Source organism: Streptomyces sp. TSRI0281 (genome assembly GCF_001905125.1).
Classification (GTDB): Bacteria; Actinomycetota; Actinomycetes; order Streptomycetales; family Streptomycetaceae; genus Streptomyces.
On record NZ_LWLE01000019.1, the window covers coordinates 53,764 to 68,789 of the forward strand.

Sequence of the window (15,026 nt, forward strand, 5' to 3'; positions counted from 1 at the left end):
GACCCGGCCGCTGTGTCTCGCTGATCGACGGGTCCCCTACCGATGACAGCCTGGGCGCAGGGGGGTCACAGCATGGCCGCGCCGGTCACCATCGCCGCGACCCCGCCGACCAGAAGGATGATGATCACACCGATGGACCTCTCGTTGCCACGGCGATCGGCCGCGAGGTCGGTCGTGTAGACGGCCAGGTCGGAGGGGGCGTAGTAGAGGGTGAGCTCGCGGCCGAGGGACCGGCCCGGGGCGGGGATGCCGTCGCGGGACAGGACGGTGACACGGGTGCCCTCAAGGGTGGTGAAGGTGACGATGGGGGCATGGTTGACGATCTCTTGGCCCTCCCCGTCGGTATAGACGTCCTTGGTGACGGCCACGACACGCGCCGGAACGGCGACGGCCGAAGCCAGCAGGGCATCGCGGGCGCGCGCCAGCCGGATGTCGGGGCTGGCCGCCGCGAAGGCCGTGACGAGGGCACCGAAGCCGAGCAGCGCCGCCGGCCAGCCCCGGATGACGGTCGCGTGGATCGCCAGCCCGATGAGGAGCAGGGCGACCGTACAGTTCGGGCCGATGCGGCCGTTCTTCTCCCCCGCGATGTCCAGCACCACGCGGAACCGGTCCGGCCGCCCGGGTGGGTAGCGCACCTCGAACTCACGGCCCACCCAGGCTTCCTCGATCGCACTGCCGTGCTTCCCGGCGTTCGGCAGGATGAACTCCTGCCCTGTGGCAGGGTCCCGGAAAGCGACCGTCACCGGTATCCCGGGCTCCTTGGAAGCGCCGTGTGCCGGCTGCCCCACCTCGACGATCCGTGCCTTCACCCAATACGCCCGCTGGGCGCGGGTCAGCCCGGCCAGCGAAAGCACGTAGCCGAGCAGCGCCAGCCCCGTGGGCACCACCCACCACAGCGCAAGCATGTCGTCAACACTCATCCGAGCCCCCGCCCTTCTCCGCAGAAGTCAGTCTGTGGAACCGGCGGAAGGCGCTTCGTACCTCGGCGCCGGAGTCACGGTGTCACGCCGCTTCCGGCATAGAGGTAACCACCGGGCCGGGCAGGATCGGCGATCAGCAGTACCGGGTCGCCGACGCGCGGGATCAGCAGCTTCGAGACAATGGTCTGGAGGGTGATGCGGTCGGCCGTACCGGACAACTGGAGCACCAGGTCGACGATCGGGTCGAAGTTGACCAGCTTGCCGGTGTCGGCGATCGACACGACGACGGCGGGTATGGTCGGCACCCCCGCGGCGAGCAACTGCTGCACGTCCAGAGCGGAGTGATGCGCGCCGATCGACTGCTGGACCCGGGCGAAGTCCTCGTCGCCGAGGAAGGCGCGCGTGGCGCGGCCGTAGAAACCCTTGCCGCCGGCCACCTGCTCGGCGATCTCGGCGGCCCGCTCCTCGCGGCTCTTGCGCTTCCCGAAGATTCCCATGGTGTTCTTCCCTTCTGGTGATGTCAGGCACAGGGGGCGGCCGACGGTCGACCGACCACCGACCTCGTCGTACGGAGCCACGAAGACGGCCGGGTCGCGTGGACGAACGTTCCGGTCATGGGTTCCCCCTCGTTGTCGGCCCTGGCTGACGGTATGGACGCTAGGCGGCCGGGGACGCCTACCGATCCCAGGTTCGTCCGCCCGTTCCCGTCGGCGTACCCTCCTCCCATGCCGCCCCCCAGCCAGCCGACCGGCGAGCGCCGACCGCGCGCCATGGTCATCGACCACGCCTGGCGTGGTCTCGGGCCGTTGGCACAATCGCTGAGCGGCCCGGGCGGGGCACCGTTGACCCGGACGGTCAAGCTGATCGTGCTGCCGCTGATCGTCAGACCGGCGCTGCGTCCCGAACTCGCGGCGGACTTTCTTGGACCGGCGCAGGCCGCGCGCCTCGACGAATTGATCCGGGAGTCCGGTACGCGCCTTGCGGCGACGGCGCAGTGGTTCACGCTGCTCAAGCAGACCCGCCGGGCGCTGGGCATCGTGGCGGGCAATCCCCAGGATCTGTACTTCCAGCGCTGCTTCGAGCTGGCCACCGAACACGGGGCGCCCTCGGCCGGTGCGGACGCGATGGCCAGGGCCGTGGTCGAGGACGTGGCGGACACGGCCGACGGACGCACGGTGGAGGCGTTGAAGAGCTATCTGGCCGACGCCGCCCGGCGCTCCCGGCTCGACGGAGAGCTGGCCACCGCCTGGGACAGCCGTCCCCCGGCCCCGGCCGCCGACCCGTCCGCGGCGGTCGCGCTGGCGGCCGAGGTCCTGGACGCCTGTGGCGCACCGGGCCGGACAGGGAACGCACCGGCGTACGTGTCCATGGTCGAGGCGGGACTCGGAGGCCTGTTCGGCAGGGCGCTGTGGGAGCACGCGAACGGTGCCTGGGGCCGCGATGACCTGCCGACGCATCTGGGGCTGACCGTGCGGCAGGTGCCGCCGCGCCCGGAGGTCGGCCGGGGCGCGTCGACAGCCACGCTTCCCGCGCCGCTGGACCGCACGCTCTTCGAGCGGCTCTTCGTCGTCCTGCAGTCGTCGGCCCGGCGGGAGGAGTTGCCGACGGTGCCGGAACTCGTCGGACGGGAGGCGGGCCGCAGTTGCGCTCCGCTCGGCCTGAACGACGAGAGCCTGCGCGTCGCCGTGGTCCTCGGCGGCCGGCTCGCGGTCGGCCTCGATCCGCTGGGCACCGGGGAGCACACGCCGGGGCGGACGGCGGCGCACCGGGCCGTCAACAGCCGCTGGCGACGGGAGGCCTCGGTCCTGCGCGCCCGCAGGATGACCGTTTCTCCCCGCCCCGACCCGGACGGCGGCGTTCTGGACGCCCTCGCCCAGGACCTCCGTACCCCGTGGGCCGCCTACATGCGGCGGCTGTGGGTACGGCTGCACGGGCGGGACGTCCGCGACGCACCGCTGGAGGACCTCGCGTCGGCCTGGGCGGTGCTCGACGGGGTCGCCCGTTCGGTGATGATGGACCACCGTGCCAGAGTCCGGTCGGCGCTGCGCACCCTGTCGGCGGCCCCCGCGCGGGCGGCCGAGTCGAGGAGCGTGTGATGGCGCGGGCCCGCATGGACGTCGATGTCACGGGGGCCGAGGACGGCACGATCCGGATCGCCGCCCCTCCCGCCCTCCGCCACGCCGGGGCCTACGACGATGCGGTCGCCGCGGGCCCCGACTTCACCCGGGCAGTTCTCGATGTCGCGGGCGCCGTTCTGAGCTGGCCCGTCCTCGGCGACCCCGGCCCGCCGTCGGCGGAGGTCCATGACACAGGACGGGCCCAGCAGTGGCTGTGGGCGCTGTACGGCGAGCGCGTCGCCGCCGCCGTCCACGACTGTGCGCCGGGTGAGCCGGCCGGCATACGGGTGGCGGCGGACTCGACCGCCCTCGCGGGCAGCGCCGCCCGGCTCGGCCTCGGGCACTGGGCGGCCCGCTGGTGGCCGGCGTCGTACACGGACGGAATACCGGCGCTCGAACCGGACATGCTCGGCCTGGAGCTGGCCGCGCTCACCCACCGGTGCCAGCAGCTGTTCGACGACGACGATCAGTCCGACGACTGCGCGGCCGAACTGATCGAGGAGCACCGGGCCGCCCTCGAACCGCTGATCCAGTGGTGGCGCTCGGCACCGCCCGCGGACACGGCACGCCACCTGGAGAGCGTGCTGCGGCTGATCGACGACGCGGCGGACAGCGCCGGGCTGGACGGGCCGGCGCTGCGCCGCCTCCGGTCCGCCCTGAGCCGGCACGGTCCGGCAGGTACACCGGCCCGCTCCGGCGCGCCGCTCGCACGGTACGACGGCTACGCCCTCGCGGCGGGCGGACCGCCCGACGCGGGCGGCCGGGTGATCGCCCGGGGCTCGGGCACCAACGACTGGCGCCGCTACCCGCCCGGCTTCGTCGACGCGGCCGAGAACGCGGTGTCCTGGACCGCTCGCGCACTCGGCGCGCGGCGGCGGATCGAGGTCGAGGCTGTCGCGCACATCGCGGCGCCCGCCGCCGGTGTGCTCCTCGTCGCGGAGATCAACGTGAACGGTGGCCGCCCCGACCGGGTGCCCCTCGCCAGACGGGACGACCTATGGACCGGCGGTGCGGACCTGGACCTTGACCAGCCGGCCGGGGCGGTGGCGCCGCGTATCGAGGTCGGTGTCCTGCTGCCCGGCTTCGACCCGGGCCCCGGAACCGGTCACCCCGGTACGTCCGGTGAAGCCGAGGGCCACGTCGACCGGGACGCGATCCGCGCGCTGGTGCGGCGGCGCCTGACCGCCGCGGCTCAGCCGCTGGCGTACGACGGGTCGCCGCACGATGCCTCCGCGGGCCCGTTCCTCGCCGAGACGGCCGCCACTGCCATCGGTGAGCAGTACTGAGGATGCCGGACGAGGACGAGGAGGACGAAGCGGTGACGAGGCTGTACGGAGAGCCCTTCGACAGCGGCTTCGCGCGGGCCGAGCAGCATCAGCTGGCGGCTGACCACACGGCCGCGTGCGCTGTCTACGAGGAGTTGCTCACCGAGGCCGTGTCCATCGAGGACTCGCCCGACAGCCGGTTCCTGCGGGCACACCTGCTGTCCGACATCGCGAGCGTCCGGCTCACCGCCACGGACCTGGCCGGGGCAGAGGATGCCGTCGAACGCTCCCGCGGCCTGCTCGACGGCATCGCGTCCGTGCCGATGGGGCCGCGCGGCCGTCAACTGTGGTGCGAAGTCCTGCTGAAGACGCTGATCGCCCGGGCCGACCTGCTGCGCAGGACCGGGCGCCTGGACGAGGCACTGTCATGTCTCGACGAAGCGGCGGCCAAGCTGCCCGAGTTCGACGATCCCGAGGGGCTGCGCGCCGCCGAACTCGGCCTGAACCGGGTGCACCTGCTGATCGAGCAGGGCGAGTGGGGAGCGGCCGAGGAACTGGCTTCGGCGCTGCTGTCCACCGTGCCGCCGACCGCGATGGAGACCGTCCCGCGGCTGCTGACCGCCCTCGGCCTGATCTGCGTCTCGACCGGGCGCTTCGACCCGGCCGAAGACTGCTTCGCCCGCGCGGAGGACAGCTTCCGGGCGATGGGGGACATCGGTGAGCAGCAGGTGCTGCTCACCCACCGGGCGTACGTCGCGATGCACCGGGGGGACCTGGATCTCGCGGAACGCCTGTACACCGAGGCGTCCGCGTTCTTCGAACGGCAGCGGCGGTTCGGCGATCTGGCGGTCTGTGAACAGGCCCGTGGCTATCTCGCCGGCAGGCGCGGCGACATCACCCGCGCCGACGAGCTGACCGCGGCGAGCCTGGCCCGGTTCGAACGGCTCGGCGCCTCGATCGCCGCCGCCGACACCATGCTGCTGGGCGCCCAGCACGCCTATGACCGGGGCGACATCACCGAGATGAAGCGGCTGGCCCAGGAGGCCCGCGACGTGTACCAGGCGCGGGAGGTGTACGAGCGGTGCGCACAGGTCGACCTCATGCTCGCGAGAACCCTTGAGGACAACCTGAACCGCACGGACCACGGCGACCACGAGAGGGAGTCCATCGATACCGCGCTCTCCCTCGCCCTTCCCGCCGCACTGGCCCTGGAGGCGGCGCGCTACGACTTCGCCACCGCCCATGCGCGCAGTCAGTGGCTGCAACTGGCCGACGAAGCGATGCGGTTGGTCTTCCGGCTCGTCGTGCGCCGGCAGGATCAGGGACTGCTCTTCGAAGTGGTGGAACACCGCAGTGCGGGCGCCTCCCTGGCACTGAACCGTACGCCGCAGTCGGCTTCGCGCGCCTCGCCTTCAGGGTCCCCCTCCGACGCCGACTCCCCCGCCGACGCCGTCTCGGCCTTCCCGAGTGCGGCCATGAAGGCGTACGGGCACGGCGACGGCCCGATGACGCTCGGAGGTGTGGCGGCGGAGGCCGCTGCCTCGGCCGGCCTGCGCGTCGCGCCGCCGCCGAAGGTACGGATGTCGTCGGAATCGGGCCGCGTCGCACTCCAGGAGTACATCGCGGCGGCCGAGTTCCGCTACCGCCGACGGATCGTGAACGAGGAAGAGGTGCCGTTCTGGATCACCGACGACCTGACGAGCCGTCCGGTGGTCCAGATCCGGTTGGCCGACGCCGGTGACCTGTTCATGACCTGGACATGGGCCGGCGGGGCCCGGGGGTTCGGCACCGGCCGCGGGCCCGGTGACGAAGTCGACCGGGCGGTGGGTGCGCTGGCCGCCGCGCTGCCGGGGCCGGGCGGCGGAACGGAGGGGATGCGGCACGTGTTCGCCTCGGGAGCGCTGGCCGATCACCGGACCGAGCACCGGCTCGCACGCGTGCTGGCCGAGGCGCTGTGGCCACAGGGGCTGACGGCGCAGATACGCCAGGTGTCGGCGCGCGCCGGCCGTCCCCTGGTGCGGATCCAGCCGTCCCCCCGGGTCGCCCAGGTCCCCTGGGAGCTGCTCGCCGTCGACGACGACGGCGACGTCCGGCTCATCGATCTGGCGGATGTCGTGACCTCCGCGCCGGCATCGCTGCGACGGCAGGACCCCGTCCCATGCCCTGAGCCGGATGTGGACACCGCCGCGCACACCGCCGCCGACACGGTCGTACTCGTCCTCGATCCCCGGGTCCCCGGATTCCGGGCCGACTCCGCGCTCGGCTCGGTCCTGGGACCGCCCGGCTCGGATCCGGAACTGCTGTCGTTCGTCCGGAGCCGTCTCGACGCGGGCGCCGTCGTGCCGTCCGTCGCCACCCCGGCGGAGGCCTTCCGCCGCACCGACCTGGACCGGGACTGGCTGAGTGCCGTACTCCGCAGGGGGGCACGCAGACTCATGTACGTCGGGCATGTGAGCGGCGCGCCGGTCGAGGGCGGGCAGAGCGAGGACGGCACGCTCCATCTGTGCTGCGATCAGGGGACCGTCGGCCTGGCCGAGCCGGTCCGCACCCACCGGCCGCTGTCGGCCAAGGACCTCCTGCTGGGCACGCTTCCTCTGCGCGCCGACGGGGAGCCGGGTGCCCGGACCTGGCCCGCGCCGCCGCGTGTCGCCCTGATCGGCTGCGAGAGCGGCGGGGATCTCCGCTTCGCCGAGCCGTTCGGCCTGGCGACCGCGATGATCCACAACGGTGCCGAGCTGGTCACCGCCACCCGCTGGGTGCTGCCGACGAGCTTCGCGTTCCACCGGCTGGCCGGCCTGCCCGAGTCCGTACGCCCGCTGTCCGAGGCGATCATCGCCGTCGACACCGCCCATGAGGACCGCGATCCCGTGGAACGGCTCGGACGCTGGCAGCGCGAGCAACTCGACCAGTGGCGCGCCGGTGGCCGGATCGAGCACTCGCCCCTGCTGTGGGCGGCCATGACCTGCATCGTCGTGTGACCGCCGAACGCTCCGCCGAGGCCGGCGGCGCGGCGCCGACCAGGAGCGTAGGCCGGTGCGGAACATCCGGATCTCACACCGTCATCTGGCGCTGCTCCCGGGTGACCGGTTCCTCCTGACAAGTAGCCCGCAGGTCGCGGACCGGGACGAAGAGGATCTGGAAGCCGTATGCGGTGGTGTTCTCCACCGCACCCCGGCGATGTACCGCAGACGCGTGAGCATCACCATCCGCCCCGACCGCGACGGATGACCGGCGTCGACGGACTGGCCCTGAGCCCCGACGGTCGCACCCTGTACGTCTCCCGGACCACCACGCGGCAGCTCCTGGAGGTCTGGGACATCCAGCGGAACAAGCGCCTGAGGACGCTGAACAACGTTCCGGCAGGGGGCATGGCCGTTCGCGACGACCAGCGCGTCCGCGTCACCGGGCAGGACCAGGTGACCGACCTCCGTACAGGACGGACGCGGTATCGCGCCCTCGGCGAGGGCATGTCCGACGTACTGGCCTTCGGCCCGGATGGAGCGCACTTCGCGGCCGGTAACGCGCAGGGACACGTCACCGTGTGGGACGGCGAGGTGCGCGACCGCCTTGGTGTGGCCGGCACGGGCCCCGACGAGTCCGTCACCGCACTCGCCTTCTCCCCGGACGGCGTCACCCTGGCAGTCGCGGGGAGCGGGGGGGGGGACCATCCAGCTCTGGGACGTGGCCTCCAGCCGCCCTCTCGGTACCCCCTCCCCGCCTCTGGCGACCGCCCCCACACGCTGGCTTTCAATCGGGACGGCACCGGTTGTACGTCGCCGCTGTCCACGTACAGCTCCGGATGTACGACATCGCGCCTATGCGGGTGGCTCACCAGGTCTGCGCCCGTATCGGCTCCGGGCTCTCCCCCGAGGAATGGAAGGCTTACCTGCCCGGCCTCCGGTATCGCAGAACGTGCTGAGCACGGGCCACTCGGTGGCCAGGGGCAGAAAACGGGTCGTCAGGACGTGTCGCACTCCTGCCGATTGCCACCCTTGCGCCGGCTCACCATCATCAGGACCAGGCCGCTCAGCAGAAGCACACTGCCGGTCAGGGTCCCCCACTGGCGGGTGCCGGTGCCGTCGAGCGCCAGCAGGAAGAGCGTCTGCCAGCACAGGGCGAAGGCAACCGCCGACTGGCCCCAGCCGTGAAGCCGCGGGCGTCGGACCGGCGACCGGTTCGAGGCAAGCACCCAGCCGCGGGTGAGCGCCGCTACGCCCGAGGCGGCGATGAGCAACGCCACCAGAACGACAGATATGCCCAGGTAAAGCTCCATGGCCCCTCCCCTGCGCACCGGACCCACGCAGTACGCCCACTTGATCATCACGCCGGCCCGGCCACCCACTCCAAGAGGGTGCTCGGGTGGCGATTGCGCCCTCACCCGAGCACCACCGCCTGCCGCACGGCCCGGAGCGGAATCAGCTCTTCGGTAAGAGTGCTGCCACCCACAAGAACTCGGTGACGCCTCGGCCGTACAGCAGGTCCTCCGCATCGACGCCCATGTCGTCGGCGCAGGCGGTCCAGGTAGATCCGCTCGACTCCGTAAGGCGATGGAACCACCTCATGACGTCGGTCACGGCCAACTCTTGCAGCGCCCGCACCGCGTTGTCAGGCGGGCGGCGCTCGGCCTGCCTACCCGCTACGGAAAACACCGTTGCAGTATGAGGACGTGAACGAAAACCCGCCTACGCCAAACGCCCTCTGACACGCACCGGAACCGGGTCGGACGAGAGCCTGATGACACCAAGTCCGGCTCAGGACGGAGAAGTGGGCCCGAAGCCCGCTCCCCGTCGAGATCAGACCCTGACCGTCGGGTGGTGGATGTCGAACCACGCTCCCAGGTCGAGCGTGCGCTCCAGCAGCATCCGCTGTCGCTGGCTCAGGTCGGCGGCGGGCCGGGTGGTGGCCTCGGTCAGGCCCTCATGGTTGACCAGTTGCACCGCCGGATGCCCGGTTCGCAGCAGGTCGGCACCCTGGGACTGAATGGCCATGACATACGCGGGGTCGAACGTGCCCGGGTAGCCGCTCTTCTTACGGTCGGCGACCGACGCGGGCAGGACGTCCCGAGTGGCGGCGCGCAGCAGGCTCTTCTCACGGCCGTCGAAGGTCTTCAGGGACCAGGGGGCGTTGAAGACGTACTGCACGAGACGGTGGTCGCAGAACGGGACGCGGACCTCCAGTCCGACGGCCATGCTCATGCGGTCCTTGCGGTCGAGCAGGATCTGCACCATGCGGGTCAGATGGAGGTGGCTGACCACCCGCATACGCTGATCCAGGCCGGTCTCACCGTCCAGCACGGGGGTCTCCGCGACGGCCGTGCGGTAGCTCTCGTCGATGTAGTCGCTGAGGCCGAGCGCGGGCTTGAGGTCCTCGCTGATCTGGCCGCCGGACTCGACCAGGGAGTGCTGGCCCGCCAGCCAGGGGAAGGTTTCGGCGTACTGCCGCTCGTCGTGGAACCACGGGTAGCCGCCGAACACCTCGTCCGCGGACTCACCGGACAGCGCGACGGTGGAGTGGCGGCGGACTGCGGCGAAGAGCAGGTAGAGGGAGTTGTCGCGGTCGCCGATGCCGATCGGCAGGTCGCGGGCTCCGACGGCTGCGCGGCGGACCTCCGGGGCGGACAGCGCCGCCCCGTCCAGGATGATGTCCTTGTGGTCGCAGCCCACGTATGCGGCGACGGCGTGGACGTAGGGGGTGTCCTGAGTGGGCGAGACGTCGATGGCCTGGAAGTGCTTGTCCTGGTCGGGGAAGTCGACGGCGAAGCTGCGCACCGTCTCGCCCTGGGGCGCGAGGTGGATCTGCGACAGAGAGGTGAGCGCGGAGGAATCCAGCCCGCCGGACAGCAGCGTGCAGCGGGGCACGTCGGCGACGAGCTGGCGCTGGACGATGTCGTCGAGTAACTCGCGGACGTGCGCGACCGTCGCTTCCTTGCTGTCGGTGTGCGGCTCGGAACGCAGCTGCCAGTAGGTGCGGCGGCGCATCCCGCCGCGGTCGAGGATGATGATCTCGCCCGGCCGCACCTCGCGCATGCCTTCCCACACCGCGGCGCCGGGGGTCTTGGCCCCGGCGAAGAGCTCGCGCAGTCCGTCGAGGCCGACGACGGGGGCGACGTTGGGGTTGGCGAGGATCGCCTTGGGCTCCGAGCCGAAGATGACGCCGTCTTCGGTCTCGTAGTAATAGAACGGCTTGATGCCCATCCGGTCGCGGATCATCACCAGGCGCTCGGTGCGGGCGTCCCAGATGGCGAAGGCATACATGCCGTTGAGGTGTTCCACGAGCTTCTCGCCCCACACGATGTAGCCGCGCAGCACCACCTCGGTATCGGAGTCGGTGTCGAACTGCTGTCCGGCGCGGCGCAGTTCCGCTCGCAGCTCGTTGAAGTTGTACGCCTCACCGGAGTAGACCATGCCGACCGCCCCGTCGGGGGTCTCCACGGTCATCGGTTGAGCACCGCCCGGCAGGTCGATCACAGCGAGTCGCCGATGCCCCAGCGCGGCATGAGGCGCCACCCATACGCCCGCGGCGTCGGGGCCACGGCACGACATGGTCTCTGTCATGGCGTCAAGATCGTGTCGATGTTCCGTCAGATCACGCCGGTAGGAGACCCAGCCAGTGATTCCACACATGCGAACCTCGATCCACTCGAAGAAAGTTACCTCGGGTGACTATTGCCCTATACACGCAGTGGATTCACACCGAATCGTCGACCGTCTGTGTGGGATTTCTGACAGGTAAATTTATGTTAACAACAGGTTTTATGTAGACCCAAAACGCTTTGAGCCAGTAACGCGATCTTGTGAGATGTGGTGGTCGGGCGTCACGGTCGGGTGATTCGACCGTCGTGGGGATGCGAGTGCTCGGCCGTGGACCTTCGATGACGACTTGTGGGCACAGTTCGAGCCCGCTGCCGCCACGGTCGGAGCGAGCAACGGGGCCGTGGCCGGTGCCGCACCGGGCTGCGCCCGCAGGGCATCCCGATCCTGGCGCATCACCACTCACCCCGCAGACCGAAGTGATCATTCTCAAGGTGGCGTGGGCCCGAAGTCCTGCCTGCTGCGGTCATTTGCGGGCAAGTGTCACCTCGGTGTCACCGGGCCAGTCCCAGAAGACACCTTCGGGGGATCGCTCCGTCAGCAGTTCTCGCACCTCGTCGGCGAATTGTTCCAGGCGGTCGCCGAACAGGTGCGGTGCGGAATAGGACATGGAGAAGTAGCCGGACAACACACTCTCGGCGTCCCGCACGAGGTCGGGGATGCCGGGGGCGAAGATCACCCGTGGCGTGCCGAACCGGGTGCGGGCAAGGGCCTCCTGGACGCCCGGGGCTTGAACCCGCATGGCGCCCTGACCCGCCCGCCTCGTTGATCCGAGGTAATTCTGCACCAGCCCTCTGATCTCGTCATGCGGAATCCGCGGTGGTCCGGGGGCGACAGGGCGGCCCGCCCTCCGGTCGTGTGCACGACAAGGGCCGGGGCGCCGCCCGGCTCCAACATGTCGTATACCAACTCGGCCACTCGTGCTCTGTGCGTCCAGTGGAACGACTGACCGAACGTGACCAGCCGGTATGGCCCGGGCGCCACGGTGGGAAGGTCCTCGGCCGGGCCCGGAAGCGCGGGGCGCGGTACCGGCGCGGAGCCCTTCGGCCGCCACCCGGACGGCCTCGACCGGGTCACCCCGACCGAACGCGGTCGGCCTGAGCAAGCAGCAGGGTGCTCAGTTGTCGGCGAGAGGGGTGTGCCCTTCGGACCAGTCGTTCACCCAACCGCACCCGGGGCAGGCGTATCTGCCGTCGAGTCCTGCGATCTGGGTGCCGCACTGGGCGCACCCGATGTAGGTGATCTCTGGTGGCCGGTAGGCCGCCGGGGGTTTCTGCTCTGCCATGGAACGGAGCGTACCGCTGGGAGCATCGGTGTAATCCCGGATGCCCAGCCGCACTGGTTGTTGCACACCCAGGACCCGTCGCTTCCCTGGGTCGCGCCGGCTCCGCACGATGGGCAGTTCACTGGGGTCTCCCTCAGCCGGCGCTCGTGGTGGAAAGCATCCTGGGTGCAGAGCCTCGTGAACAGAGGCCGCAAGCGCGGCACCACGACTGGTTCAGCCTCAGCCGGGTACCGGCGATCACGAGGAGCGCCGGGACGGCTCCTGTCGCCGAAGGAGTCGGGTACCGCGAGGAGGGCTGGGCAGCTTCCCCGGCCGTTCCTCCGAAGCCCCCCGTGATCCGGGCAGCTCCCCGAGGCAGCCTCCTCGCCGCCTGAGGGCCTCGCGATCGCCGTCCGGCCGACCGCACAAGCGGGTGAATCCTGGAGCAGATCTCGGCAGCGAGGTGTCGGTGAGGCGAAATTCCAGAGGCCGGTCGCTTACTGACCGGCCGTCATGATCACGATGAATTCGATCGAGACAGAAAGGAGACGGTCAGTTCTTTTCGATTTCGATCACGCCTCATATCCTGCGAGTCGGTTATGTGTTCGGAATCGCTACCTGATCCGCTTTTCGTGTCCCGTTCCGGGTACACATATCGGATTACGGCATGAGTGCGTGGCGAAGGCGTGTTCGTCCCGGCTAGTGTCCCGTCTTGGAGGGGGCCTGGGCCGAGCTTGCGAACCTGGGAACCAAGCCCCCTTTTCAGCATTCCGACCGGCACAACATCCCTTGGGGGGTACCTCATGCCTTTTCGATATGCGTTCCGCGGCGCCGCAGCGTCATGGAGTGCTGATGACGGTAGCGGTGGGAGGGTGCGTTTCGCACGGCTCCGTGCCTGCGCTGTCACGGTCCATCTCGTTGGCGTATTCGCGCTGCTGGGCCTCTCCATGGGCCCTGCGGGCCCGCGCCCGTGCAGGGGTGTGCGGTATGGGTGCTGCGGGAGTGGCCGCATGGGCGTGCCGGGGCTCGCGGTTCTCCTGGCTGTGGGCCCGCGTGGACTGACTGCCGTGTCAAAGGCCGCGCGCGCATGGGTGCCAAGGGTGCGTGACACCCGTTTCGCGGACCGGAATACGCCCCGCTTCACAGTGGAGTAATCGGACCACATAGCCGTCTCCCCCGTGATGCCGGGGAAACTGCAGGGGCAGTGCGAGGAGGAATGACATGCCGGGAGACGACGCGAAGCGGACCTGTGGCTTCTGCGGCGCCGCGTTGCCCGAACCGAGCGGCCCCGGGCGCCGGCGCGCCTACTGCGACGCCGGCCACCGGCGCCAGGCTCAGCGCCGCAGGGAGCGCGAACGGCCGTCGGCAGGGGAGGACAGGCAGTCGCTCGGCCAGGAGATCGCCGCGGAACTGCACAGACTGACAGGCGCGTTGCTGGAGGCCACCTACGCGGGTGAGGGCCTGAGCGAACTCGTGCAGCGCGCCCGGGCGGTGCAGACCGAGATCGACTGTTTCCTCGCGGCGGAGGTGCGGGCCGGCCGGGCCCGGGGAGCACGCTGGGACGACGTCGGCCGAGCGGTGAATGTGACGGCGGAGACAGCCCGGTCGAAATGGCACGCGGACCGTGTCCGGCGGCAGCTGGATCACCGGGCACTCGCGCAACGCGCCGCACCTCTCCCTGCCCCACGCACGGTGGCCTCCCTCCAGCAGGGCATGGCGATGAACCCCACCGCTGAACCGGGACCGGGCGCCCCGGTGACCGCCCGCCTGCGACTGGCCGCAGCCCTGTCACAGGCGCAGCGGGAGAGCGGGTTCAGCATCCGCAGGATCGCCGACCTCACCATGCTTTCCCCTTCGTTCATCTCCCGGGTCCTGTCGGGGGAACGGCTGCCGTCCTGGGACCTGGTGTGCCACCTGTGCACGATCGTGGGCCAGGAACCGCGGGAGCTGCGTCTGCTGTGCGAGGTCGCCCACGGCATCACGAAGCAGGCCCGACAGACGGTGACCGAGTACATCGCCTCGCTGAAGGCCGCGCTCCGCGGGCTGCATCTGGCCGCGGCGCGCCCTTCGCCCGAACAGATCCACCGGCGCAGCAACGGGCGGGTGCCGGTGTGGCTCGTCGCCCAGGTCCTGGACGGGGAGGCGGTGCCGGAGTGGGAGATCCTCGGCGCCATCGTCACCGCGCTGGGCGGTCAGGCAGCGGACTTCAAACCGTTGTGGGAGGCGATTCATTACAGCGTCCTCATGGCGGACGACCCGCGCGGCACTGACCTGATCACTGATCCGACAACTTGACGGCGGTGCAGCCGATGACGGCAACACGGTTACCTCATTCTCCACGACTCGGCAGCATGCCGGTCCGGGTCGCGGACGGCAGGACCGCTCTGGTCGCCTTCCACGCGTTCCGGACCCTGTACCGGGAGGGATATCTCGCGTACGCCACGGCGAGACTCGGGGCGGACGGTGCCGCCGAGCAGGCGGTCGAGGACACGCTCACCGCGCTCGCGGTGCGCTGGTCCATAACCCTGGGCTGCCCGCATCCGGCCGCGGTCGCCTGGCGGTTGCTCTCGGAGAGCGTGGATCACATCGCCGGGGCCACCGGTGCGGCGTGTTCCTGCCGCCGACGCTGCGTGAGCGACGCGTTCGTGCTGCGTGGCCACCTGCGGATGGAGACCACCAGGGCGGCGGAGCTCATGGGGCTGACGCACGGAGAGTTCCTCGTAGCCCTGCACACCGCCGGGGACGACGGCCCCGGCTCCTGTTCCTGCGGTGCGCCACCGCTGCGGCGCACCGGAGTCTGAAACACGCGCCGCTCACCGCTCCCCCGTGCACCCGCACGCTGGGCGAGCACCTTCGTCAGCCCTTCGTGG

General features: G+C 70.6%; 11 protein-coding genes. 5 read left to right on the forward strand and 6 right to left on the reverse strand.

Annotated elements, in window-relative coordinates; all coding sequences use genetic code 11:
- Window positions 1–65 precede the first annotated feature (65 nt).
- Both A6A29_RS24095 and A6A29_RS24100 read right to left on the reverse strand, forming a co-directional pair.
- Window positions 66–920 (reverse strand): DUF3592 domain-containing protein, encoded by an 855-nt coding sequence (locus A6A29_RS24095; RefSeq protein ID WP_073722718.1) that lies wholly within the window; start codon window positions 918–920, stop codon window positions 66–68.
- Window positions 921–994: 74 nt separating this feature from the next.
- Entirely contained in the window at window positions 995–1,417 is a 423-nt protein-coding gene (locus A6A29_RS24100) for a hypothetical protein (protein ID WP_073722720.1), read from the reverse strand.
- Window positions 1,418–1,645: 228 nt separating this feature from the next.
- Between A6A29_RS24100 and A6A29_RS24105 the strand changes: the two genes are divergently transcribed.
- Genes A6A29_RS24105 through A6A29_RS43355 form a run of 3 tightly spaced genes read left to right on the forward strand, consistent with a single transcriptional unit; the run spans window position 1,646 to window position 7,280 of the window.
- Complete coding sequence (locus tag A6A29_RS24105) at window positions 1,646–3,016, forward strand: hypothetical protein (RefSeq protein ID WP_079182988.1); 1,371 nt, start codon at window positions 1,646–1,648, stop codon at window positions 3,014–3,016.
- The gene (locus A6A29_RS24110; RefSeq protein ID WP_073722724.1) at window positions 3,016–4,323 is read left to right on the forward strand and encodes a hypothetical protein; all 1,308 of its coding nucleotides are present in this window, start codon (window positions 3,016–3,018) and stop codon (window positions 4,321–4,323) included. The genes A6A29_RS24105 and A6A29_RS24110 overlap by 1 nt, the downstream gene beginning before the upstream one ends.
- A 2-nt stretch (window positions 4,324–4,325) precedes the next feature.
- Window positions 4,326–7,280: a CHAT domain-containing protein gene (locus A6A29_RS43355; protein ID WP_079182989.1), complete on the forward strand. Its 2,955-nt coding sequence runs from the start codon at window positions 4,326–4,328 to the stop codon at window positions 7,278–7,280.
- Between the two features lie 980 nt (window positions 7,281–8,260).
- On the opposite strand, the gene A6A29_RS24125 is transcribed toward A6A29_RS43355, so the two are convergent.
- From A6A29_RS24125 to A6A29_RS45915, 4 genes are all read right to left on the reverse strand, one after another.
- Window positions 8,261–8,575, reverse strand: coding sequence for a hypothetical protein (locus tag A6A29_RS24125; RefSeq protein WP_073722728.1), 315 nt, complete (start codon window positions 8,573–8,575; stop codon window positions 8,261–8,263).
- Window positions 8,576–9,095: 520 nt separating this feature from the next.
- Window positions 9,096–10,925 carry an asparagine synthase (glutamine-hydrolyzing) gene (gene asnB, locus A6A29_RS24135; protein ID WP_073722732.1) on the reverse strand — a complete coding sequence of 610 codons (1,830 nt, stop codon included), beginning with the start codon at window positions 10,923–10,925 and terminating at the stop codon, window positions 9,096–9,098.
- A 433-nt stretch (window positions 10,926–11,358) separates the two neighbouring features.
- Complete coding sequence (locus tag A6A29_RS24140; RefSeq protein WP_143197066.1) at window positions 11,359–11,634, reverse strand: hypothetical protein; 276 nt, start codon at window positions 11,632–11,634, stop codon at window positions 11,359–11,361.
- Window positions 11,635–12,009: 375 nt separating this feature from the next.
- Window positions 12,010–12,177 carry a hypothetical protein gene (locus A6A29_RS45915; protein WP_198953188.1) on the reverse strand — a complete coding sequence of 56 codons (168 nt, stop codon included), beginning with the start codon at window positions 12,175–12,177 and terminating at the stop codon, window positions 12,010–12,012.
- A 1,200-nt stretch (window positions 12,178–13,377) separates the two neighbouring features.
- Here A6A29_RS45915 and A6A29_RS24150 point away from each other — a divergent pair.
- Both A6A29_RS24150 and A6A29_RS24155 read left to right on the forward strand, forming a co-directional pair.
- Window positions 13,378–14,451 (forward strand): helix-turn-helix domain-containing protein, encoded by a 1,074-nt coding sequence (locus tag A6A29_RS24150; protein WP_073722739.1) that lies wholly within the window; start codon window positions 13,378–13,380, stop codon window positions 14,449–14,451.
- Window positions 14,452–14,507: 56 nt separating this feature from the next.
- The gene (locus tag A6A29_RS24155) at window positions 14,508–14,957 is read left to right on the forward strand and encodes a hypothetical protein (protein ID WP_073722740.1); all 450 of its coding nucleotides are present in this window, start codon (window positions 14,508–14,510) and stop codon (window positions 14,955–14,957) included.
- Window positions 14,958–15,026: the final 69 nt, after the last annotated feature.